The organism is Chloroflexota bacterium (assembly GCA_018648225.1).
Lineage (GTDB): Bacteria > Chloroflexota > Anaerolineae > Anaerolineales > UBA11858 > NIOZ-UU35.
The window spans coordinates 1-25,089 of sequence record JABGRQ010000048.1 but is presented as its reverse complement, the minus strand read 5'-3'; the positions used below and the strand labels follow the sequence as shown (position 1 = coordinate 25,089).

Annotated in this window: 14 protein-coding genes; 13 read left to right on the top strand and 1 reads right to left on the bottom strand. The window is 50.6% G+C overall.

Annotation, left to right across the window (positions count from 1 at the left end):
• Positions 1-170: 170 nt before the first annotated feature.
• From HN413_02930 to HN413_02890, 9 genes are all read left to right on the top strand, one after another.
• Complete coding sequence (locus HN413_02930; protein ID MBT3389340.1) at positions 171-1,310, top strand: hypothetical protein; 1,140 nt, start codon at positions 171-173, stop codon at positions 1,308-1,310.
• A 3-nt stretch (positions 1,311-1,313) separates the two neighbouring features.
• Positions 1,314-2,564, top strand: a complete 1,251-nt coding sequence (locus HN413_02925; protein MBT3389339.1) for a GAF domain-containing protein — start codon at positions 1,314-1,316, stop codon at positions 2,562-2,564.
• A 32-nt stretch (positions 2,565-2,596) separates the two neighbouring features.
• Positions 2,597-4,234, top strand: coding sequence for a GAF domain-containing protein (locus tag HN413_02920; protein MBT3389338.1), 1,638 nt, complete (start codon positions 2,597-2,599; stop codon positions 4,232-4,234).
• Positions 4,235-4,263: 29 nt separating this feature from the next.
• Positions 4,264-5,466 carry a BMP family ABC transporter substrate-binding protein gene (locus HN413_02915; GenBank protein MBT3389337.1) on the top strand — a complete coding sequence of 401 codons (1,203 nt, stop codon included), beginning with the start codon at positions 4,264-4,266 and terminating at the stop codon, positions 5,464-5,466.
• A 9-nt stretch (positions 5,467-5,475) separates the two neighbouring features.
• Positions 5,476-7,335: a GAF domain-containing protein gene (locus HN413_02910; protein MBT3389336.1), complete on the top strand. Its 1,860-nt coding sequence runs from the start codon at positions 5,476-5,478 to the stop codon at positions 7,333-7,335.
• Positions 7,336-7,343: 8 nt separating this feature from the next.
• A complete protein-coding gene (locus HN413_02905; GenBank protein MBT3389335.1) occupies positions 7,344-8,099 on the top strand; it encodes a ParA family protein in 756 nt (251 codons plus the stop codon).
• Entirely contained in the window at positions 8,092-15,975 is a 7,884-nt protein-coding gene (locus HN413_02900) for a GAF domain-containing protein (protein MBT3389334.1), read from the top strand. Before HN413_02905 ends, HN413_02900 begins: the two co-directional genes overlap by 8 nt.
• Positions 15,976-16,130: 155 nt before the next feature.
• Positions 16,131-17,846: a pyridoxal-phosphate dependent enzyme gene (locus tag HN413_02895; GenBank protein MBT3389333.1), complete on the top strand. Its 1,716-nt coding sequence runs from the start codon at positions 16,131-16,133 to the stop codon at positions 17,844-17,846.
• A 6-nt stretch (positions 17,847-17,852) separates the two neighbouring features.
• Entirely contained in the window at positions 17,853-18,803 is a 951-nt protein-coding gene (locus HN413_02890) for a DMT family transporter (protein ID MBT3389332.1), read from the top strand.
• 88 nt (positions 18,804-18,891) lie between these two features.
• On the opposite strand, the gene HN413_02885 is transcribed toward HN413_02890, so the two are convergent.
• Entirely contained in the window at positions 18,892-19,677 is a 786-nt protein-coding gene (locus tag HN413_02885; protein MBT3389331.1) for a response regulator transcription factor, read from the bottom strand.
• A 439-nt stretch (positions 19,678-20,116) separates the two neighbouring features.
• Between HN413_02885 and argF the strand changes: the two genes are divergently transcribed.
• The 4 genes from argF to pyk all read left to right on the top strand — a co-directional run bounded on the left by argF (position 20,117) and on the right by pyk (position 25,060).
• A complete protein-coding gene (argF, locus tag HN413_02880; protein MBT3389330.1) occupies positions 20,117-21,034 on the top strand; it encodes an ornithine carbamoyltransferase in 918 nt (305 codons plus the stop codon).
• Positions 21,035-21,139: 105 nt separating this feature from the next.
• Positions 21,140-22,234: an alanine dehydrogenase gene (gene ald / locus HN413_02875; GenBank protein ID MBT3389329.1), complete on the top strand. Its 1,095-nt coding sequence runs from the start codon at positions 21,140-21,142 to the stop codon at positions 22,232-22,234.
• A gap of 4 nt (positions 22,235-22,238) precedes the next feature.
• Positions 22,239-23,534: an acetyl-CoA hydrolase/transferase family protein gene (locus HN413_02870; protein MBT3389328.1), complete on the top strand. Its 1,296-nt coding sequence runs from the start codon at positions 22,239-22,241 to the stop codon at positions 23,532-23,534.
• An 89-nt stretch (positions 23,535-23,623) separates the two neighbouring features.
• Positions 23,624-25,060 (top strand): pyruvate kinase, encoded by a 1,437-nt coding sequence (gene pyk, locus HN413_02865; protein ID MBT3389327.1) that lies wholly within the window; start codon positions 23,624-23,626, stop codon positions 25,058-25,060.
• Positions 25,061-25,089: the final 29 nt, after the last annotated feature.

Here is a 25,089-nt window from a genome sequence, read left to right as displayed (position 1 = left end):
ACAAATTTGCAGCCAATTGGCTCTTTCTGATTCTTAAAGTGCAAGGTTAGTAAATCAATCTATGGATATTGAAACCGTCCTTCAAATGGCGGTGCGCGAACTCGGACAGTTAGCGGGCGTTACCGAAGCCTCTGTCCAGCTTTTACCTGAAGAGTAAAGGAGCTGTAATTATGAATATCGAACAATGCACCTGGCGAAAAGACAAAGGCTGGGTTTCTCAGCCCCCTGGAAAACTCAAAAAAGCTCAATGGGTGTTGACCTTTGGTTCGCGCGAAATTTTGCAAGAACCCGATCATATTCTCAACATTCGAAAAACCTATCCCCAGGCGCTCATTATAGGCTGCTCAACCGCGGGCGAAATCAGCGGGACACGCGTTTTTGATGATTCATTGGTCATTACTGCGGTCGAATTTGAGCACACCACCGTCAAAGGCGTCCAGGTCAGCCTGAATGATGTCAATATGGACAGCTATAAGGCTGGCGAAAGACTCGCCCAAGACCTGGAGAGTGAAAACCTGGTACATGTTTTCATCATTTCAGAAGGCACCCATACCAACGGCAGCGAATTAGTGCGCGGGCTTACCAGGCACTTGCCCAAAAACGTTGCCGTTACAGGCGGGCTGGCCGGAGATGGCGCCCGTTTTGAAGAAACCATTGTCTTTTTCAACAGTGGCCCCTCTGCCGATACAATTGCCGCGATCGGCTTCTATGGCGATCGCCTGCGCATCGGTTATGGTTCAATGGGCGGGTGGGACCCCTTTGGCCCCGAACGCATCATTACCCGCTCGGAGGGTAATGTCCTCTTCGAGCTAGATGACCGCTCAGCCCTCGATCTCTACAAACAATACTTGGGCGAACACGCTCAAGCGCTCCCCTCCAGCGCGCTGCTCTTCCCGCTCAGCATTCGCACACAAGACAACCCCGATCAACTGGTGCGCACCATTCTGGCCGTTGACGACGAACAAGGCAGTATGACCTTCGCCGGTGATGTTCCCGAAGGCGCATACGCTCGTTTCATGAAGGCCAATTTCGACCGTCTGGTAGATGGCGCCTTTGGCGCGGCAAAAACCAGCCTTGAAGTCTCCGGCGACCATTCGCCAGATTTGGCCATCCTGATCAGTTGTGTTGGCCGGAAACTTGTCCTGAAGCAAATGGTGGAAGATGAAGTGGAAAGCGTGCGTGAAGTTTTGGGTGAGCAAACCATCCTGACAGGATTCTACTCCTATGGGGAAATCTGCCCCACAGCCCCCAACGTCAATTGCGATCTTCACAACCAGACCATGACAATCACGACCATCTCGGAGCGATAAACTGTGCACCGCTTACTTCAACGTCAGCTAAAACGCTATATCGATTCAGCCGATGTGCCGCAAGAATGGCGGGCATTCATCGACGCAATTGATGCAGCCTACCAGCAGACCGATGACGACCGCGCTTTGCTGGAGCGTTCTCTGGAACTGACCTCCCAAGAACTCCTGGATCGCAACGAACAGCTCCGGCAACGGCGTGAAGAACTAGAAAAAATGGTACAAGAACGTACTGCCGAACTCGAATACCGTACAATCCAGCTCCAAACCGCGGCTGAAGTGGCGCGTGATGCAACCACTGTGCGCAATCTTGACGAATTGCTTAATCGCACCGTCGTTTTAGTGCGTGAGCGCTTTGGCTTTTACCATACCGCGATCTATCTTGCCGACGATCGTAATCGTTTTGCGTTGTTGATGGCGGCTACCGGAAAAGCTGGTCAGCAAATGCTGGCGGGGGAATTCAAACATAAGCTGGATGAGTCGAACCTGGTTGGACGCGTGATCCAAACGGGTGAAGCCTATCTTAACCTGGAGATGGATGATACCACCGAAGGACCATCTACCCCCCTGCTGCCTGAGACACAATCTGAGCTAATTTTGCCATTGCGTGTTGCTGATAAGGTAATCGGCGTATTGGATGCACATAGCCGCGAAGCAAATGCGTTCAACCCAGAAATTCGCTCGGTGCTGCAAATTTTAGCCGATCAGCTTGCCACCGCAATTTCAAATACCCGCCAACTGACAGAAACAGAGCAAACACTGCGCCAGTTAGAAATTGCCACCGGTCAATATACCAAAGAAGCCTGGCACGATGTTTCCCAACGCAACAAAGGCGCACAAGGCTACCGTTATCGCGGCGTGGGCGTTGAACCCTTGGGCGATACTGATTATGAGAATTCATCAGAACCTGCTCTAGAACCAATCGGCACGCAATTGTCTGTGCCTATTCGCCTGCGAGAGCAAATCATCGGCAACTTTAGCCTGCATGTCGAACGCGATGAGATGCTCCCCGAAACCACCACCCTGGCCGAATCAGTAGCTGAACGCATGGCGTTGGCGCTGGAAAGCGCCCGCCTGCTCGAAGACAGCCAACGCCGCGCTGAGCAAGAACGCCTGATCGCCAGAATTACTACACGAATGCGCGAAAGCCTCGAAGTTGACCGCGTCCTCGGAACAGCTATACAGGAAATCAGCCAGGCATTTGGTGACGCGGCTATTGAAATTCAACTTGACCCAGATACCATACACGATTCTTGACCGGGATAAAAGTATTCAAGGATAACCGGAGCATGACAGACCAACAAGTTCACCCACCATCACAACATACATCACAAAAAGAGCTGAGAACCTGGCAGACTCAATTGGTGCGCGGCGCATTACGTGCCCTGGTAGTGATTGGCGTTTTCGCAGCCATTGCTACGGCTGTAAACGCGTATACAAATCAAGTTTTTTGGCCGATCTATTTTTCCTTCGGCCTGTTGTTATTTATGGCGGTGATCGGGTTTGGCCCCAACATACCCTATACCGTCCAAAGTAGCGCGCTGTTGATTGTTTTATACTTCATAGGATTGGTGAATTTGATCTCGGTTGGTCCTTCCAGTGAAAGCGGAGGGTATTTCATCACCCTGGTTTTCGCAGCCGGATTGCTATACAGTAGAAGAAGTAGCATCACTTTTCTCATCATCAGTTCTTTAACTTTTATCGCCTTTGGCGCTCTGGTTGTATCAGGGCGCGCTTCACCACTCATCCCTACCGATATAACTAACCTGACAGGCTGGGTACGCCATATCGTAAACCTGATTATGTTGGGAAGTGTCATCGTGGCTTCACTGGGGTATCTCATGCCTCGGGTAGCCACCACAATTGAGCAAAGCCGCGCCGCCGCGCGAGAGCTTGAGGCTCAACGCGATATTCTTGAAGAGCAGGTCGTGAGTCGCACGGCTGACCTTGAACATAAAAACTCTCAATTAGTGGCTGCCACCCAGGTGATCCGTTTGGCTTCCCAAATACAAAGCGCTGATGATCTAATTAGTGGAATCGTCCATATCATTTCTGAAGAATTCAAGTTCTACCACTGCGGAATATTCATTCTAGATGAGCAAAGGAAATTTGCTATTTTGGAAGCGGCATCGTCCGCTGAAGGTATGCAAGCGCTTGACAATAACTTCCAGCTTGAGCTTGGGCAAGCCAATATCACTCAACCCATTGTAGAAAGAGGCCACGCCCAAATTTATGTGGGGGCCAATTCAAGTTCTGCCGCGCTGAACCACCTTGAATTACCCGAAATCCTGTCAGCAATTGCATTACCCCTGCGAGCGGGAAAAGAGATTTTGGGAATATTGGACATACAATGCCGCGAGCCTAATGCACTTATGCCCGAAGATATCCCCGTTTTGCAAACTCTCGCCGATCAAATTGCTCTGGCAATGGCGAATACTCGCCTCGTACAACAACTTGAAAAGAGTCTTCAGGCCGAACGCTCCGCACGCGGAGAACTCACCAGCAGCGCGTGGCGTGATTTCATCCAATCTCACCAAGAGCAAACCCGAAAATCTTTGGATCCACAAGGTATTTTAACTACACACAGCGAAAAGGATATTCTGTCCATTCCAATACGCGTGCGCGGCAGAAGCATTGGACAAATACGCGCGGCAAAGCCATCGGGGCAAAGTGCTTGGTCTCCATCCGAACGCGCAATCCTGCAAACCTTGATCGATCAATTGGGCGTTGCCCTCGATAGCGCCCGCCTGTACGAAGAAACACAACAAAAAGCCCAGCAAGAAGAACTAATCGGTGAAGCGACAACCCGCATGCGGGAAACACTGGACCTAGAAACCGTACTCAAAACGGCTGCACAAGAATTACGCCAGGCGCTCGAACTGGCCGAGGTAGAAGTCCATCTGGGCAGCCACCCTGCTGCCGAATAGCTTGCAAACCAATAACACCGGAGGAAAATATGCCCCGCTTCTATCATGTGATTATTTTTATCTTCTTCGTAATTCTTACGACAGCCTGCACGCCACAGCCGGAAGAAATTGCGGTACCCACGGCTGCAGCATCGGACGATTTTACGTTTGGGTTAATTCTGGTTGGTCCCAGCAACGACCACGGATGGAGTGAAGCGCATTATAACGGTGGTCTCTATATTGAACAAAATATGCCAAACAGTAAAATGTTGCTCTCCGAAAATCTAAACCCGAACGCGCGCCCGGAGGCCACCTTGCAAGGTGAAGTAAAAAAAATGATCGATAATGGGGCACAACTTATCTTTATCACCTCAGACGATTTTTCGGCTGAAACCCTGATTGTTGCCCGAAAATACTCTCAAATATATTTTGTGCACATCTCTGGAGACCACGCCTTACAAGGCGCAAGCCCTGTTAATTTATCGAATTATATGGGCAAAATGATCTACGGCAAAATGATCGCCGGATGTGCTGCCGCACTGGCTACCGAGAATAATGCCATTGGTTATGTAGGCCCGTTGATTAATAGCGAAACCCTGCGTCTCGCCAACGCTTCATATTTAGGGGCAAAGTATTGTTTTGATAATTACAGGGATACTGAAGCTGAATCATTACGTTTCCGCGTTGAATGGATAGGTTTCTGGTTTCATGTGCCCGGTGTAACTGCCGACCCCACCGAAATTACCAACTCGCTGCTTGATGATGGCTTCGATGTTATTCTTTCTGGCATTGATACCATTGAACCTTCTACAACAACAGCCGAACGCGCCGCACAGGGTGAGAATGTTTACACAGTGCCCTACGATTACGAAAATGCCTGTCAGAGTGTAAACGAAATTTGCCTGGGTGTACCCTACTACAACTGGGGTCCCGGATACCTGCAATTTGCTGAGGCAGTTTCCTATCATGCCTGGAAACATACCTGGGTTTGGGCCGAACCCGATTGGGCAGATCTCAACAATCCAGATACCAGCCCGGTTGGATTTGCGACGGGGGCAGCACTCACCCCTGAGCAACAGGAACAACTCGATCAATTTATCGCCGGTCTGGGCAATGGCAGCATCAATTTATTCCGGGGGCCACTCAATCTGCAAGATGGGAGTATATATCTCCGGGCAGGGGAAACTGCAAGCGATGAACAAATCTGGAATATGCCGCAACTTCTCAAAGGCATGGAGGGACTCAGCGAATAGGGTAAACCTATGGAACATACCCCGCAACTTCATCCACGAAGGCGCTCTATCCGTCGTCAACTCTTGTTTGGTGGTCTGAGCATTAGTTTGTTGCTGATCGCAGCCAGCGCGATGATTTTTTTACAGGTCAATCGGCTCTCAACCGCCGCGGCTGATTTCCAAAGCGCCAATGCTCAAGCCAAAGCAGCCCTGAGGGCCGAACAAGCCAGCACAAAGCTAATTGCAGTTGTAAGCCAGCTATTGCCTTTAGAAGATGCCGATCTCTTCAATGCGAGTATCAGTGAAACACTGGATGATCTTAATGTCAGCCGGACAACGCTGCAACAATTTACCCAGCTCCCCATGAATTCATCTGAGACGGAAGTTGAAGATGCCCTTGCCACTATCAATAACCTCATCGGCATTGCCGAAACCATGCTGAATCAGGCCAATCATGCGCAGTGGCCAAGCGCGCAATTGCGCATGGGCATTTTGATCCGAGATCAACAAAAATTCTCAAATCAAATCACGGCCCTGGTTGAGCAAACCCAGATCACCGAGCAAAAAGCCTCCGATCTACTTGCGTCGGCGCGGCAAGCTGTGATTGTATATCCAACATTGGCGCTCATCATCTCGATTGTGCTCACCTTGCTTCTGGCGTTACAAACAAACCGCAATATTGCCCAACCGATTGAAAAACTCACCAACGCGGCCAGCAAAATTGCCATGGGGGCACTCGATCAGCGTGTTGAAATTACGCGCGAAGATGAATTTGGACAATTGGGCAATGCTTTCAATGTCATGGCCCAACAAATTCAAACCTCCCAGGCAGAGCTAGAGCAGCGCGTCGCTGCGCGCACGCTCGATCTGGAATTGCGGGCACGTCAGTTGCAGGCGGCTGCCGAAGTTGGGCAAGCTGCCACAACCATCCGCGATATTAACGACCTGTTCTCTCAAGTGACCCACCTTATCAGTGAGCGCTTCGATTTCTATCACGCGGGTATCTTCCTGCTGGATTCAACCGGAGAATACGCGGTGTTACAGGCAGCCAATAGCGAAGGTGGGCAGCGCATGTTGGCGCGCAACCACCAGCTAAAGGTCTCCGAAACCAGCATTGTTGGCTATGCAACGGCCCAACGCCAACCACGCATTGCGCTGGATGTTGGGCGCGATGCCGTATATTTTGACAATCCCGATATGCCTGAAACCCGTTCCGAAATGGCCTTACCACTCATGGTGGGTGGTAAATTGCTGGGGGCATTGGATGTGCAAAGCAAACGCTCCGCGGCTTTCTCCGATGAAGATATTGTTGTACTCCAGGTGTTGGCAAATCAGCTTGCGATTGCGATTGAAAATGCGCGCCTGTTCACTGAAAACCAGGAAACATTGGAAACTGCCCGCCGGGCTTATACCACACTCAGCCAGGAATCGTGGCAAGAATTCCTCAGAACACAACCACAACTGGGTTTTCTGGCTACCTCCCAACAGAGTGTCAATGTCTCCAAGAAACCGTGGACAGGTGAGATGATTGAAGCCGCCCAGAGCGGTCGCAATGTTCGCCTGGATGAGCGCACACTGGCGATCCCTATTGTGTTGCGCGGCCACACGTTGGGCGTAGTGCGTCTCAAAAAAGATGCCGCCGCTCCCCCCTGGAATACGGATGAAATCAACCTTATGGATGCATTGATTGACCAACTCGAATTCGCGCTCGAAAATGCGCGTTCACACCGTGATGCGCAACAACGCGCCGCGCGCGAGAGTTTGGTAACCGAAATCACTACAAAAATCCGCTCTACTAACAATCCTCAAGAAATGCTCGAAATCGCCATCAGTGAATTACGTGAAGCGCTTCAGGCCAAACGAGCACAAATTATGCTACAGGAAAACTAGCCGCGCGGATGACAAATATCATTGCTATAGCCAGCGAAAAAGGTGGTGTATCGAAAACGACAACAGCGGTTTCGATCGGCGGCGCGTTGGTGAAATCCGGGCGGGAAGTGCTGCTAATAGACCTGGACCCCCAGGCCAGCCTCACCCTGGCATTAGGCACACCACCGCATACCATCCGCCATTCGACAGCGGATATGCTATTTACTGCTACAACACCGATAGGCCTCAGCCGCGAAACCAGCATCGCAGGGCTTGATCTGATCCCATCCAATGCCGAGTTAATCATGGCCGAACGTTTTTTGCCGATCCGGAAGGATTATAAAAACATCCTGAAGAATCTGCTCGCAAATATTCAACTCTATGACACCATCATCCTCGATTGCCCACCCGCTCTGGGCGCAATCACTCACAATGCACTGGTAGCGGCAAATCTATTGGTAATCCCCACACTGCCTGAATACCTGTCGGTATATACCTTACGAAATATGTTGAGCATCGTACGTTCGATCCGCATGAAAGATAACCCCAAATTGAATTATCGCATTCTTATCAGTATGTTCGATCAACGCATTGGTTCACATATCAGCATTAGCAAACAATTGCGCACAACCTTCAAACAAGCAGTATGCAATACAATTATCCAGGTTGATACCCGCCTGCGAGATAGCACTGTTGCCGGTATCCCCATCACACACTTTGCCGCCAACACTCGCAGCGCAAAAGAATATCGCGCCCTGGCTCAGGAGTTAACCCAAAATGTCTGATCCGAATAACCTCAGCAAGCGGCTCAATGACTTGTTTTCAGATCTGATACCCGAAGATATTCCCCTGCCCATTGAGGCCGAAACCATTCTCGGCTGGATTTGGGAATGTGATGCGTATGGACGCTATCTGACCTGCAGCCCGGAAGTGGAACAAGCCCTGGGGGTTGATCCTGCTGACTTTATTGGCGAATCATTGACAACTTTCCAGTTGACCGGAGAAACCCCGAGCGGATTCCAGTCTCAATTAGAACAGCACCCCACCCAGGGTGAATTTAGCGTCATCTATCACAATCCACACGGGAAAAAAATCCCCGCCCGCATTCATTACTTCAGCACCTCCAATGAAAAAGGGCAATTCAACGGCTGGCGCGGCTTTACTCAAATTTTGCAAGATGATTCAACCGCGGCAGCGAACACCGCGCCTCAATTTTCGCTAACGGATGGGATTGCCATCGAAGATAACCAACGCACTAACGTATCTTCTCCCTACTCAATCGCCGGGCAACAAAGCTGGGATACACGCCAAACCGTGGTTCATAGCACCACCCAAGATTCGCCTGCCACACTCGCGGTTCCCTTTCAGCTAAAAAATAGCCTGGGATTGCTGGAGATTATTGACGATACACCCGCCCGCGACTGGAGCGAAGATGAGCGGCTGCTGGCACAGGAGGTTGCCTACCAGCTCTCCCTGGCGCTGGAAAATGCGCAGCTTTTCGAAGCCGAACAACGCCGCGCCCGTGAGATGTCCACTCTGCATGAGATTTCGATTGAACTGGCACAGCAACAGCTTGATCTGAATGCCGTACTCGATATTATCACGCGCCGGGCAATGGAACTGCTCGATGCCGATGGCGGTGGGCTATGGGTATGGGATGAGGCTACAAAAGAGCTCGTATTGGCGCTGACCTATCAGGTTGACGATGTGCAAATGGGAGGGCGGCGATTGAAATCTGGCGAAGGGCTCAGCGGACGGGCATATGCTGAAAAACAACTCCAGGTTGTGGATAATTACCTGGCATGGTCGGGGCAAGCCACTTCATTTGCGGATGCTCCTTTCCACGCTGCGCTGGCCGCCCCAATGATCTGGCAAAATCAGGTTTCGGGCGTGCTCACACTTACCCGCAGCCAGGCCAACCGGCCCTTTGAAGAGAGCGCTCACAACCTGGCGCAACTTTTGGCCGGTCAGGCCGCCGCCATGCTGCGTAATGCCAGCCTGTTTGATGAAATTCAGTTACGTGTAAGAGATCTGACTACAATTTCATCAGTCAGCCAATCGATCGCCAGCGCCCCCCTGGTGCTTGAAGAACTCGCCGGGATTATTGTGCGGCAATTTATTTCATCCATGAGGGTTTCGGAGGCTTCGATTTCGCTGCTCACAGATCCCGAAACACTCACCGTCGTGTCTGATTACTATGTCGGCGATTCGGACGAAATTACACCCTTTGCCGCCGGCACACCTACATATTTAAGTGACTTCCCCGCCACGGCTGAAGTCCTCCGCTCACAAAAACCTTTAATTATTCACGCCAGCGACGAAAATGCAGACCCGCACGAATTGGCTTATATGCGCGCCCATGATTGCCTCTCACTGATCATTCTGCCAATCGTGTTAAAAGGGGAAAGCATTGGCGTGATTGAACTGGAAACTTATGAAAAAGAGCGTGACTTAACACCCCAGGAACTGGAGCTCGCGCTGACACTGGCTACGCAGGCAGCGGTGGCCTTCGACAACTCGCGCCTGTACGAAGAAGCACAACAGCGCGCCCGCGAACTAAGCCGCCTGCACAAAGCCAGCCAGGATATCAGCGCCGAGTTGGACCTCGAACGTCTCAGCGAACAATTGGTGGCAATGGTGAATGATCTGGTGCCGGTAGATTACAGCGGATTGCTGATTTTACACCCTGATCCTTCGCAGCCCCCATTCTTTAAGGTTACGGGTGTCGATCTTGAACGTTTCCATCTCAGCGGGATGCCAGAGGGCAAGGGGGTTCTCTCGGCGATTCTCGAAGGCGAAACCGTGCTGCTGGATGATGTTAGCCAGCACCCGCGTTCGATTGGTTTACCGCCCGCCCATTTCCCCCTCAAACGGTTGATGGGCACACCATTAATGTTCAAAGGCGAATTGCGCGGCATTCTCCTGGCCGGACGCTCCCCGGAAAGCAATCGTTTTACCGAGGCCGATCTATCCCTCTTCCAGGCGTTTGCCACCACCGCAGCCATCACCGTTGAAAATGGACGCCTTTTCATGGAATCGATCAGCCGTGCGGAAGAATTAGCGCTCATCAACCGCGTAGTGGCGCAGGTTGCTTCCTCGCTTGACCTTCAGGAGAGCTTACAGATCATTACCACCGAGATGGGCGAAGCGCTCCACGTCCAAACAGGTTTTGCCCTGCTCAATGCAGCCAGAGACACTTTAAAAGTCGTCAGCGACTATAACCCGGACCCCGCCTTCCCGCCCTCCATCGGTATGGATATTCCCGTCCAGGGAAACCCATCTTCTGAGAAAGCCCTCACCACCAAAAAGCCGGTGATTATTGAAGATGCCCAAAATGACCCCCTGACAGCACCCATCCACGAAACAATGAAAACACTGGGGATTTATGCACTGGCAATATACCCGCTCGTGATACAAGATGAGGCTATCGGCACGCTGGGCCTGGGCATACAGGATGAGGGGCGAATGTTTACGGCAAATGAAACCCAGATGGTGGAAACGATTATCGCGCAGACAGTAACCGCCATAGAAAATGCGCGTCTCTTCGATGTTTCGCAAAAGGCGCTCGCCGAACAAGAACGCTTGGGCCGTGCCGTAGAATCTACAGCCGATATGGTTGTGATTACCGATTTAAAGGGCGATATTGTATTTGTCAATTCAGCCTTCACAACCGTTACCGGCTACACCGCTGAAGAGGCTTTTGGAAATAATCCCCGCGTGTTGAAAAGCGGCAAGCAAGAGGCCAATTTCTATAAAGACCTGTGGGAAACGATTACACAAGGAAAAGCCTGGCGCGGTGAACTTATCAACAAGCGCAAAAATGGCGAACTCTATTACGCCCAACTCACAATTGCGCCTATTTTCAATTCAGAAAATAAACTCACACAATTTGTAGCTGTACAGCGCGATATTACGACACAAAAACAAGCCGAACAAGAGCGCGAGCAATTAATTGAAGAAATTCAAGAACGAGCCATCCAAATTCAGACCGCCGCCGAAGTATCACAGGCAGCCAGTAGCATTTTGGAAACCGACCCGCTCATCGAACAAACCGTAAATCTGATTCGTGACCGCTTCAACCTGTATTATGCGGGTATCTTCCTCACCGATGACGATGGCAGCCGTTCCGGCGAGGCAGGGCGCTGGGCCATGCTGCGTGCCGGTACTGGTGAAGCAGGCAAAATCCAGTTGGCGCAAGGGCATAAACTGGAAATTGGCGGAACTTCGATGATTGGACAAAGTGTTGCTTCCGGCGACGCCCGTATTTCGTTACTGGCCCCCGACGAAGTGGAACGTTTTATAAACCCGGTGCTTCCCAATACCCTTTCCGAAATGGCGCTGCCGCTGCGCAGTCGTGGCATCATCCTGGGCGCAATGACCATTCAGAGCGAAGAAGCCAACGCCTTCTCTGAGGACGATATTGCTGCCCTCCAGACAATGGCCGATCAGGTTGCCAACTCACTGCAAAATGCCCGGCTATTCCAGGAAACTACAGCACACACTGAAGAGTTGCAACTCATCAATAATATTGTCTCTCAGGTGGCCTCATCACTGGATATGCAGGAAAATCTTAATATCATCGGGCAAGCCCTGCTCACAAGCCTGCCAGTGGATTATCTCACCATTGGTTTGATTACCCCTGATAAAACAGCCATTGATGCCATTGTCAGTTTAACAAATTTAGAAAAAATCCCGGCGATTTCAGGCAGCATCATCCCCTTGGAAAATACGCCAATGCTCAAAACAATCACAACAAAGTCCCCGGTATATATTCAGGATATTCAAAACAAGCCCCTACCCCCAGCCATGAAACGGTTGATTGAGATCGTCGGCACACAAACACTCGCGCTCTTACCGTTGGTGGTTGCCGACGAAAGCATCGGAACCGTAGGCCTGCACATTACCGAAAAAGGACGTAGCCTAAACGCCAATGAGATCCGGCTGATTGAAACCATTTTGGCACAAGCCTCAACATCCATTCAAAACACACGTCTTTTCGAGCAAATTGAAGCTCGCCAAAAACAGTTGTTCACCGCGGCAGAAGTCTCCCAGGCAGCCAGCAGCATTCTCGAAACGCACCCGCTTCTGATCCAAACTGTAAACCTGATTCGCGATCGCTTTGATCTCTACTATGTGGGTATTTTCCTGAATGATGAAGCCAAACGTTGGAGCGTGCTAAGCGCTGGTACAGGCGAAGCCGGACGTATTCAACTTGAACGGGATCACAAACTCGAAATTGGCGGCGCATCGATGATTGGTCAATGTATCGTCAGCGGCGAGGCCCGTATCTCCCTGTTGGCTCCCGATGAAGTTGAGCGTTTCGTCAACCCCATATTACCCAACACGCTCTCCGAAATGGCCTTGCCTTTGCGCAGCCGCGGTGAAGTGATTGGCGCCATGACCATTCAGAGCGAGATCGCCAACGCCTTCTCCGATGAAGATATTACCGCACTGCAAACCATGTCGGATCAGGTTGCCAATGCGCTGCAAAATGCAAGTCTTTTCGACCAGACACAGGCACGCGCCAGTGAACTTACTACACTCAATGAAATGAGTCTCCAATTGGGCGGCCAACTCGATGTTCAAGACATTATCCATACCATCCATGAGTACACTGCCCGGCTAATGGATGCAACCTACTTCTTTGTATGCCTCTATGATGAAGCTGAGGAACTGCTCTCTTTCCCACTAGTTATCGACAACCACGAAATTGGCGAAATTCCGCCGATGAAAAAGACCAAAGGGCTGACCCAATATGTGATCGATTCGCGTGTGCCGCTCCTCATCACCGATAATGTTGATGAAGTCATTCGTGAACTCGATCTGGAAGAAATCATCATTGGAGAACCAGCTCAATCCTGGCTGGGCGTTCCATTGCTGATCGGCGATCAAGTCCTCGGTGTGATCGTTACTCAAAACGTGCAGCGCCCGCGCATGTTCACCCAGCACCATCAGGATTTATTGGTAGCAATTGCACGCCAATCTGCCATTGCGCTGCAAAATGCGCAATTATTCGAGCGCACGAACGCTGCACTCAACGAAACGCAGGCGCTTTACAACATTACCAACGTCGCCAGCCACTCGTTGCAACTGCAAAACATGCTCGCCGATGTGTTGGAACAAGTGCTGGCAAGCACCGGCTTCGACAGCGGCCTGATCAGTATTTATAATAAAGAAACCGCAACCCTCGACCTGATTTCACACCAGGCGCTCCCCAAAGAATTACTGCACATCCTGAAAACCAATGGGCTTAAAGGCACACTTTGTGAACTCGTCTATGTGCAGCAAGAGTTCGTCAGTCTTAATGACCTGACGATAGAATCTCCGATCAATGTTCAGGGATTGCTTGATCTGGGCATCCACTCCTACCTGGGCGTGCCGCTGGAAGTGCGCGCTGAGATACTGGGAACTCTATGCGCCTTCAGCCGGGAGAAAAATACGCCTGTGGCTGCTATTGGCCTGATGCAAGCTGTGGGTCAGCAAATTGGGGTTGCCATCGAAAATGCCAACCTGTACGAAGAAACCCAAAGCGCACTCGGGCGCACTGAAGCTCTCTATGATATCAGCCGTTCTGTACTTTCAGTAGAAGAACTGCGCGATCTCTTAGCTACCGTCGTTCATTCAGTGTCCCAGCAACTCCCCGCCAACCGCGTCACGCTAATCACCTTCGATACGAAAAACGAGAAAGTGACCAATTTCCTGGAAGGCGGCCCCGGCGCACAACATGTTGTTCATGTGCCTTATAAAGAACTGCTCGGCGGACTCAGCGGGTGGGTGCTCGAAACAAGGGAAGCGGCACTATCTCCAAAGGATGTCCCAGACCCCCGGGAGAACGAAATTGCCCAGCAACGGCGCATCGAAACCAATTGTGGCGCAATTATCGTCGTTCCTTTATTGCATCGCGATCAAATCATGGGTACGATGACAGCCATCAATCTCCCTGAAGAACCTAATTTCACACAATCAGATGTGGACTTAATGATGGCGATGGCATCACAGGTGGCTATCGCCCTCCGAAATGTTGAGCTTTACGCACAGACCCAACAACAGCTCAAAAATATTTCCGCGCTACAGGAAACTACATCACAACTCAACGCTGCGCTCACCCTAGATGGTGTGATCAATACCCTGCTTTCGCACATGACTGCCACCGCCAAAGCCAGCAGCGCCAGCTTGTTCATGCTCTCAGGCAATACCATCACCCGTTCTGGCATCTATCCACGCCGTAGCGACGATGCCAGCCTGATCGGAGAAACGCTGCTGCTTTCCGACTACCCGCTTACTCAACAGGTTATTGAGAGTAAAGAACCACTTACAGTGAGCACTGCTGATCCGCAACTGCAAGAACATGCTCGCGACGCCTTCAAAGCATCAAATATCGCCGTCAACGCTATGATCCCCATTAGCAACCCTGAAGGCGTAATCGGTGTGATCTCTATCAATCGGAATTCCCCTGCTGAAAACTTCGCCCAAGAAGAAATCATCCTCTTGCATACACTGGCTACACAGGCTGCAGCCGCCATTCAAAATGCACGCCTGTATGAGGAACAGCGTGAAACGGCGGAACAACTACGCGAGTTAGATAAACTTAAGTCGCAATTTCTGGCCAATATGTCCCATGAATTACGCACACCCTTGAACTCTATTATCGGTTTTTCGCGCGTTATTATGAAAGGCATTGACGGCCCGGTCACCAATCAGCAACAGCAAGATCTTTCCGCAATCTACAGCGCAGGACAACACTTACTGAATATGATCAACGATATTCTCGACATTTCCAAGATTGAAGCTGGAAAGATGGAACTCGCTTTTGAAGAAATCGATCTCACTGAAATTTTCGAAAGCGTACTGTCGACCGCCCGCGGCCTGGTAAAAGACAAACCTGTCAAATTGATTTCATCCATCGTCGAAACACTGCCTCAGGTTCACGCTGACCCAACCCGCGTCCGTCAGATTTTGCTAAATTTGCTCTCTAATGCAGCCAAGTTTACAGATGAAGGCTCCATCACGCTCTCGGCAAAACAACAGCTCGATTCATTCGGCCAACCCGAAATTTATATCAGTGTTACCGATACAGGTGTTGGCATTCCACTCGAATCACAAGCCGATCTATTCGAACCATTCACACAAGTTGATGGTTCAGCTACACGCAAAACTGGCGGCACTGGCCTGGGTCTCTCAATTACACGCCTTTTGGTCGATTTGCACGGTGGGATGATCAATGTCGAAAGCGCTCCTGGAAAAGGGAGTACCTTCTCATTCTCCCTCCCACTCACAGCAAAGGACAAACTTACCATCCTTTCCGTTGACAGCGACATTCAGGTTTCTTTGCTCTATCAACGCTATCTTCAAGGTACCGATTATCAAGTTATCACCCTTGTGGAACCCGACGATGTGAAGGAAATGGCGCGCCAATATCAACCCTTCGCCATTACACTAGAACTGGTATTCCCCGATCAGGATGGCTGGGAAATCTTCGAAACCCTGAAAGCAGATCCGGACACACAAGATATTCCGGTTATTATTTGCAGTCTACGTGAAGAGCAAGAAAAAGCGCAAGTTATGGGAGCCGCGGGATATTTGCTCAAACCTATACTAAGCAATGATCTTCGCAATGCGCTCAATCGTATCCGTGATATTTCTGCGCCGGAAGCAGATTAAGAAGGTGCATGGTGGGGGTCTGACCATAATTTCTGGCTCCCACAAAGTGCAATTTGAAAATTTAATGGCCTTACTATTTCCCTATTGCTGATTTTTCAATACTACAGTATCTTCCAAATTATCATTTCAGAAAGGTTATTCGTAAAACTGTTTTTATGAAACATTCTCTGCAATCCCATGTTTTTGCCGAGTGTCTGAACTGTGGGCATCAGGCTTCGTATACCCCACAAGCAATAAACTGCCCACAATGTGGCGGTGGCTGGCGCGAGGCGCGCTACGATTACAAAGCAATTGCAAAAGACTTCCTCGGCAATCTGGCGGGACGTCCCTTCGATATTTGGCGCTTTTACGAACTTTTGCCGATCAACGAACACCACCCTGCCATCAGCATGGGCGAAGGCGGAACCCCGCTCCTCAAAGCCACTAATCTGGGAATGATGTTGGGGCTAAAAAATCTATATATTAAAGACGAACGACAAAACCCCACGGGGTCCTTCAAAGACCGTCAGGCTTCCATCACCGTAGCCGCCCTCAAGGAAGCAGGCATCACTGAGACTGTATTGGCATCCACCGGGAATGTGGCGATCTCCTATTCAGCGTACACCGCTCGCGCAGGAATCAAATTGTGGGCCTTTCTCACCAGCTTGGTGCCCGCCGAAAAAATGCGCGAGGTAGCTATATATGGCACACAGGTAATCAAAGTTACGGCTTCATACGATAAAACGAAAGCGCTCGCAGCAGAATTTGCCCAACAGCGCCTCCAAACATCGTATCTCGATCGCGGCGTGCGTTCAATTCCAGCCCTGGAAGCTATGAAAACCATTGCTTTCGAAATCAGTGAACAACTCACCAATGCAATGGGCTCTCCCTCCGCAAAGGGCACAGAAAATGCCCCTCCCTGGCAATCCCCTAACTGGTATATTCAGGCCGTGAGCGGAGGCTTAGGCCCGGTGGGTGTGCTCAAGGGCTTTGACGAACTTAAAACAATGGGAATCATTGATCGTATTCCAGCGTTTGCCAGCATCCAGGCCGAGGGCTGCGCGCCAATGGTTCACGGGTGGAAAAACAACCTTGAAAAGGCTGAGCCGGTACTTTCACCGCGCACACATATTGCCACCCTGGCAACCGGAGACCCCGGAGGCACCTATACCTTGCTGCGCAAACGCATACTGCAAGCCAATGGCGGCACCTTCGAAAGCGTCAGCGATGAAGAAGCCTTCCGCGCCATCCATGTGCTTGCCAAGATGGAAGGCCTCTCTATGGAGCCTGCTTCTGCAGTGGCCTTTGCCGGATTGATAAAAATGGTGCGTGCCGGGCAGATCAAGCCTGATGATATCGTCGTCATCAACCTGACCGGACATACCATGCCGGTAGAAAAGATGATCCTGGGCGATGGTTGGGTTCACGATATAGAGATCCCCGAAAAGCCGCCGGAAGAAAAACCCGAGGAGGGTTTGCTCAGCGCATTAAGCAGAATCACCCCCAAGCAGTATTCCAGCATCGCCATTGTAGATGACCATCCCCATGCTCGTCGGCTCATCCGCCGGATTCTGCAATCCCAGGGAGAATACACCATCTATGAGGCCACCAACGGCCGCGAAGCCATCGAGTTGGCCCGCAAAGAACATCCCGATGTGATGATACTCGATCTGATGATGCCGGAAGTCGATGGGTTTAGTGTGCTCGACGCTCTCAAGGCCGATGAAGATACAGCCTCGATTGCCGTGATCGTTGTAACTGCAAAAGCACTCACCCCCGACGAAAAAATTCGCCTGCGCGGGCGCATCCATACGCTGATGCAAAAAGGCGAATTCTTAGATGATGAGTTAGTTGGCGAAATCAATACCTTGTTAGGGAACGGAAACGATTAATTTCATATGTCAAAACTTCGCACAAAGGGCATCACGGCAGCACTGTCATCAGCAATTTTTTTCGGGATGGCTCCCGTTTTTGGCAAAAAAGCCATTCTTCTCGGAGCTTCTCCGCTGACAGTTGTCGCCACACGCACAATTCTGGCGGCGCTGATGTTGCTAATTCTGATGGCGATCTTTCGACCACGCTATCTATACATTTACCCGGCAGGTCTGCTGGGGTGTTTGCTAGCGGGTTGGATCAATGGTATCGGGTCGCTCTTTTTCTACAGTTCGCTAGGGAGAATTGATGCAGGTGTGGGCCTATTGCTCTATTCGTGTTACCCGCTTTTCGTTGCCTTATGGATGTTTCTCGACCGACAGCCCCCAAGCCGATTAACGCTGTTTCGATTAGGATTAACAATTCCTGCGGTTTATCTACTAATTCAGACCGGGACACAAACTATAGATCTGGTGGGGGTGCTGCAAATGCTGGTGGGGGCTGCACTTTATGCTTTGCACCTGCCCATTAATCAGCGCGTACTCTACGATATGCCTGCCCCCACGGTGGCTGTTTATACCCTCTTGGCGATGAGCGCAGTCCTATTACCCACATTCTTTTTTTCGCCCGTGAGCACATTACCCCATGAAACAAGTGTTTGGATGCCAATGATCGGTCTGACTGTTGTGACCTTTCTCTCGCGCCTGACTTTATTTTTGGGTGTCAAACATCTTGGGGGAATGCAAACCGCCATTCTTGGGTTGAGCGAAGTTTTGGTTACGCTACTAATGGCTTATGTCTGGTTGGGAGAACAACTCAGTAGCCTCCAATGGCTTGGCGCAGCGCTGCTAGGCATTAGCCTGATCTTGATTAGCATGGAAAAAACACTCCCACAAAAAGATACGCCAGGCGGGTGGTTAAGTTGGCTCAGCCACCCAACTATCTCAAGTGAACTCCCCTGGCATCCACACGACTAATGTGCAACAGAAGTTATAATCAAAGTGCGTGGAGAATTTTCCACGCACTTTGATTATTCATCGCTACACCAACTCTGGGGAAAACGTATCAAACCGGTCGATCCGCATCAAAAATATAGCCGGTGCCCCGAACACTGGCAATCCATCTCTCACCATCTGGAAAGGTTGCTAATTTCCGGCGCAAACGGCTAATCAGTGGGCGCAGAACCTCAGGAGCCTCCCATTCAGCAACTTCATATCCCTGTACCAAAAACACCAATTCTCCATGAGTTAATACTCGACCCCAGCTCGTCACAAATACTTCTAAAAGTTTCCCTTCGGTGGGAGTAAGACGCTCTTTGTTATTGCCGCGCCAAATCTCACGGCGGGCAAGGTCCAGCATCACCCCATCTGGCATAGACATCACTTTCCGCTTGTATTTCACCGTTTCGGTCATGCCCTCAGCTTTTTTCAATTGCTCAATCGAATCTTCGATCTGAGCGATCAAAATACGTTTGTGCTTCTCTTCGTCCCGGCGAGCCAAGCCATTTGCTACCCGGCTGAGAATTTCTTGCGCTCCCTGGGGTTTGCTAATATAGTCATAAGCTGAATGACGCAATGCACTGACGGCTGTATCCAACGAGGCGTTTCCGGTCAGCATTATGACTTTTGTTTCCGGAGAAATAAGTTCAACATCGCGTAAAACTTCAATCCCGCTCATCCCTGGCATCATAATATCAAGCAGCATCAAATCAATATCATCTTGTTCAAGAATATTGAGCGCATCCGCTCCATTGCTGGCCTCAACAACAAAATACCCCTCTGTCAATAAAATCTCTGCTATCGAAGTTAGGGTAATTTCATCATCATCTACAACAAGAATTTTTGCATTCACAGAAATCTCCTCGTCACGGCTTTCGCTACAGCAAGCGATAAACCCAAAAATTGGGGTGTGAGTCACTCCGTAACCGCGCACCACCGTTTTAATAATATTTTCGCGCTATGTGGTAAAAATTTTCATAAAGTTGCATTTTAATTATAAAACAGAAATCACATTTAGGGAAACGTTGCTCTTATCTTGTAAAAACGTACTCACAGACGCAATATTCGCAATACTTCTATTAACGCTCAAGAAGTACAACTGTTACACATGACAGGAAAGTTCAAGGTTATCGCTACAACAAATCGAAAATAATCGTACTTTCACGGCCTTATTGGCGTACAGCGAGGCAAAGCAATCGTGATATACTTCTCAAGATCTCGCTTCAAGAGTTTCTTCATCACAATTATTTTTTCCCTAAGTTACGAATAAATTTGTTTCGGAGGTTTCTGTCATGAAAGATTTCATCGCAATAGCCGATTATTCTGCAAAAGAATTGCACGAATTACTCGACCTGGCTGTTTCACTCAAAACAGAGTGGAAAGATGGAGGCAATAAACCTATTTTCAAGAATAAGGTTCTCGCCATGGTATTCCAAAAACCCAGTTTACGCACGCGCGTTTCATTTGATATGGCGATGCGCCATCTAGGAGGCGATGCGCTCTATCTTTCACCTGCTGAGATCGGACTTGGAAAACGCGAATCCATCGCCGATGTTGCCCGCGTACTCTCTGGCTATGTCGACATTATCATGGCGCGTGTTTTTGATCATGCCCATGTTGAAGAACTGGCAAAATGGGCTAGCATTCCAATTATCAACGGTCTGAGCGATTACAATCACCCCTGCCAGGGAATGGCAGACGCCCTCACGATTTATGAAGAATATGGGGCTATGAAAGGTCTCAATATCACCTACGTCGGTGACGGGAATAATGTGGCGGTCTCCCTATTGCATGTCTGCGCCAAACTCGGTGCGAATTTCACCGTTGCCACACCCAAAGGTTATGAAATGCCCGCTGCAGGGTTAGAACGGGGCAAAAAATTCGCCGCAGAAAATAGCAGTTCGATAACTGTACTCAACGATCCACATGAGGCCGTTAAAAATGCGGATGTGATCTACACCGATACCTGGACGAGCATGGGTCAGGAAGAAGAGACTAAAAAGCGCCAGGCTGTATTCCCGCCTTATCAGGTAAATGCCGCACTGGTTGCCGAAGCCAAAGAGAATGTCATTTTGATGCACTGCCTTCCAGCGCACCGCGGTGAAGAAATTACCGACAAAGTCGCTGATGGGACTCATTCACGGCTCTTCCCGCAGGCACATAACCGTCTACACGCGCAAAAAGCCATTTTGGTGAAGTTAGTTCAATAGATTTTGTATACATGAAGACCCTATCCAAAAATACAAAGCTACGCTCGACAGAATGACAGATTTGTAAAATAATGGCTCTTTGGGCCAGCAATACGAGGCAAACGTATGAATATCTGCATCCCCCGTGAACGCCGCGATTCCGAATTTCGTGTGGGCCTGACCCCGGCAGGCGTGCGACTGCTCATCCAGGCCGGGCATACGTGCTATATTGAACATGAAGCTGGTGTAGGTAGCGGCTTCAGCGACTACGACTACCAACAAGCGGGCGGGCAAATTGTCTATAGCGGCGAAGAAATCTTTGGGCGTGCCGATTTATTGCTCAAAGTGGCTCGCCCAACCGATGAAGAATTTAATTGGATGCGCCAGGGACAAATCATCATGGGTTTCTTGCACCTGGCAGCAGGCCGCTCTGAAAAAATTGATCTGCTGCTGGATAAACAGATTACCGCAGTCGGATATGAGATTATTCAGGATGAAGAGGGCGAATTGCCGGTGCTGATTCCGCTGAGTCAGGCCGGAGGGCGGATGGTGCCCCAGGTGGCAGCCACCATTAGCCAGAATAACTTTGGGGGCAAGGGAATCCTGCTTGGCGGGGTGCCCGGCGTCCCCCCCGCGGAGGTGATTATCCTGGGTGGGGGCACCGCTGGCACCGCGGCGGCGCGCAACTTCCTCGGGCTGGGGGCCACGGTCCACATTCTGGATCATTCACTCAATCGTTTGCGCGTACTGGATCGAGAATTTCAGGGCAGGGTGGTCACAATGGTCTCCCATGCCTTTAACATTGAAAAAGTTTGCCGCTTTGCAGACGTACTGGTTGGCAGCGTGCTAATCCCTGGAGAACGCGCGCCGATGCTGGTCAGCCGTGAAATGGTGAAGTCGATGCGTTCCCGATCCATCATCATCGATCTGGCAATTGATCAGGGTGGCTGCATCGAAACCAGCCGCCCTACCACCCATAGCAACCCCATCTATGTTGAAGAAGACATCATCCATTACTGCGTACCCAATATGACTGGCGTTTTAGGGCGCACCGCGACCCACGCTCTCAACAATGCATCCTGGCCGATTGTTCAGATGGTCGCAGAAATTGGTATCGAAAAATCTTTTGAGCGAAATCCGGCTATTTTGCGAGGCGTGTATACACACCGGGGCGAAATCGTACACCAGAAAATGCAAGATTCGCTGCAAGGAAGACGGTAACGCCATGAGTTGGGTTGAGCAATATAAAAACAAAGTTGTCAGCGCCGAAGAAGCTGTAAAAAACATCCAGTCGGGTAATCGCCTATTCCTGACCGGAAACTGCTCGGTGCCGAAAAGCGTTCTCAGCGCGTTGGTCGAGCGCGCCCCGCATCTCGAAGATGTGGAAATTTGCCAGGCGCTCACAATTGGCTCTGCCGATTATGTCAGCCCGGCGATGGAAGGCCATCTGCGGGTCAACACCATGTTTATCAGCCCCAACAACCGCAAGGCCGTTCAGGAAGGTCGTGCCGATTTTAGCCCCGTATTACTCTCGGAATTTCCCCTGCTTTTCAAAAATGGTCATCTGCCACTGGATGTGGCGCTGGTACATCTCTCGCCGCCCGATGAACATGGTTTTTGCAGTTTCGGCGTGGAAGTTGGTTTGAGTAAAACCCCCGCCGAATCGGCCAGAATTATTATTGCCGAAGTGAATAACCAGATGCCGCGCACACTGGGCGATTCATTCATCCATGTGAGCAAGCTGGATTATATTGTGCCAGTAGATTATGACTTGCCCGAATTGACGATGGGGGCTGATGGACCTTCCGAAATTGTGGAGAGTATCGCCAGCTATATCGCTGAATTGATCCCCGATGGAGCCACCATGCAAATGGGTATTGGCGCGATCCCTGACGCGGTGCTGAAATATCTCTTCGACAAAAAAGATTTGGGCGTTCACACCGAGCTATTCTCGGATGGCGTGATTGATCTGGTTGAAGCCGGTGTGCTCACCAACGCCCAAAAGACGTTACACACCGGCAAGATTATCGCCGGGTTTATCCTGGGTTCCAAGAAACTGTATAACTGGGTGCATAACAACCCCCTGATCGAATTTCACCGCACAGAATACGTCAATGACCCCTTTGTAATTGCCAAAAATGAGCGCATGGTCGCCGTAAACTCGGCCATTGAAGTTGACCTCACCGGGCAGGTATGCGCCGACAGCATTGGCCCCAAGTTATACAGCGGCGTTGGCGGGCAACTGGATTTCATCTACGGGGCGGCGCGCTCAAAGGGCGGTGTGCCTATTATTTCGTTGCCCAGCAAAGCAAAGAATTTTAGCCGTATTGTCCCCCTGCTCAAACATGGCGCAGGAGTAGTTACCAGCCGCAACCATGTCCACTATATTGTCACCGAATACGGCGTTGCCAATCTGTATGGCAAAACCATTCGCCAACGCGCATTGGCGCTGATTAATATCGCACATCCGGAATTTCGGGATGAATTGACCGCGCAAGCGAAGGAATTGCACTATATATAAGTTGAATGTTGCAAATTGAAAGTTGAAGGGCGGGAACCGAATAGCCTGGAAACCTTCAATTTTCAACTTGCAACCTAGAACCGATCATTATGAACCGTCGCGCAAAAATTGTTGCCACTATTGGTCCTGCCAGCCAGGATGAAAACTCGCTGCGCCAGCTCATCACAGCCGGGGTAAATGTAGCCCGTATTAATTTTTCGCACGGCACACATGAAGACCACGCTGCGGTTATTCAGCGGGTGCGGCGTATCGCAGAGCAGCTCGATCAACCGCTGACAATCCTGCAAGACCTGCAAGGTCCCAAAATCCGCACGGGGGAAATTAAAAACGGGCAAGTTGAACTTAAAAACGGCCAAGCGTTGACATTGATAACGGAAGAAGTTGAAGGCGATGCAAACACGGTTTCAGTGGATTATGCTGAACTTCCGCAAAGCGTTTCAACCGGGGGGCGGATTCTGCTCGATGATGGCAACCTTGAATTGGTAGTTACAGCCGTGGGAACAAATTCGGTAGAGACGGAGGTGCTCCTCGGGGGCACGCTCAAACCCCATAAAGGAGTCAACCTGCCCGGAGCGAGTCTGAACATCCGCACATTTACCACGAAAGACCAGGCCGATCTGAAATTCGGCCTGGCACACAAGGTGGATACCATCGCGCTCTCATTTGTGCGTTCTGCTGAAGATATTACCCACCTACGCGAAATAATCAACAACCTGAATCCAGAACGCAGTAACACGCCCATTATCGCCAAGCTGGAACGCCCAGAAGCGCTGGAAAATCTACACGCTATCATCCACGCCGCCGATGGGGTCATGGTGGCGCGCGGCGACCTGGGGGTGGAGATGTCCCCGGAAATGGTCCCCGTCGCACAGAAAGAGATCATCCAAATGGCGAACCGCCACGCCAAAACCGTCATCACGGCCACGCAAATGCTTGAATCGATGATGAATTCGCCGCGCCCCACGCGTGCCGAGGCTTCGGATGTTGCCAACGCCATTTTTGATGGTAGTGATGCGGTGATGCTCTCTGGGGAGACGGCAGTGGGTAAATATCCGCTAAAAACCGTGGAAATGATGGCCTCAATTATTTCTACGGCGGAGGCGCATATGCGCGAGTGGGGGCATGGCAAAATTGAACTGAGCCAGGATATGCCCCATGATAATGCCCTATTTATTACGCGGGCAGCGCATGAGATGGCATTAGATAAAGAGGTAGCTGCGATTGCTGTGTTCACACAGAGTGGCCGCACGGCGCGCCTGATGTCAAAGACGAGACCCGGTGTGCCGGTGTTGGCTTTCACCCCCGAGACGGAAACCTATCGGCGCATGGGGTTAGTGTGGGGTGTGACCCCTTACCAGGTGCCGCACGCCGATACCGTGGAGGAAATGCTGGCCCATGTTGAGGCAGCGATGATCGCGGAAACAGCCATCCAGCCGGGGCAAGAAGTGGTATTGCTCGCCGGATTCCCCATTGGGGCACACGGCCCAGCCAATTTTGCGCTACTTCACACCATCGGGCAGCGATAAAAAACCAAAAACAGGGCTGTACAGGGTGC

Bases quoted from the DNA above. Each gene is read 5' to 3' on its own strand.
- HN413_02930 (MBT3389340.1), top strand. From the start codon at position 171: ATGAATATCGAACAATGCACCTGGCGAAAAGACAAAGGCTGGGTTTCT.
- HN413_02920 (MBT3389338.1), top strand. From the start codon at position 2,597: ATGACAGACCAACAAGTTCACCCACCATCACAACATACATCACAAAAA.
- HN413_02915 (MBT3389337.1), top strand. From the start codon at position 4,264: ATGCCCCGCTTCTATCATGTGATTATTTTTATCTTCTTCGTAATTCTT.
- HN413_02910 (MBT3389336.1), top strand. From the start codon at position 5,476: ATGGAACATACCCCGCAACTTCATCCACGAAGGCGCTCTATCCGTCGT.
- HN413_02905 (MBT3389335.1), top strand. From the start codon at position 7,344: ATGACAAATATCATTGCTATAGCCAGCGAAAAAGGTGGTGTATCGAAA.
- HN413_02900 (MBT3389334.1), top strand. From the start codon at position 8,092: ATGTCTGATCCGAATAACCTCAGCAAGCGGCTCAATGACTTGTTTTCA.
- HN413_02895 (MBT3389333.1), top strand. From the start codon at position 16,131: ATGAAACATTCTCTGCAATCCCATGTTTTTGCCGAGTGTCTGAACTGT.
- HN413_02890 (MBT3389332.1), top strand. From the start codon at position 17,853: ATGTCAAAACTTCGCACAAAGGGCATCACGGCAGCACTGTCATCAGCA.
- argF (MBT3389330.1), top strand. From the start codon at position 20,117: ATGAAAGATTTCATCGCAATAGCCGATTATTCTGCAAAAGAATTGCAC.
- ald (MBT3389329.1), top strand. From the start codon at position 21,140: ATGAATATCTGCATCCCCCGTGAACGCCGCGATTCCGAATTTCGTGTG.
- HN413_02870 (MBT3389328.1), top strand. From the start codon at position 22,239: ATGAGTTGGGTTGAGCAATATAAAAACAAAGTTGTCAGCGCCGAAGAA.
- pyk (MBT3389327.1), top strand. From the start codon at position 23,624: ATGAACCGTCGCGCAAAAATTGTTGCCACTATTGGTCCTGCCAGCCAG.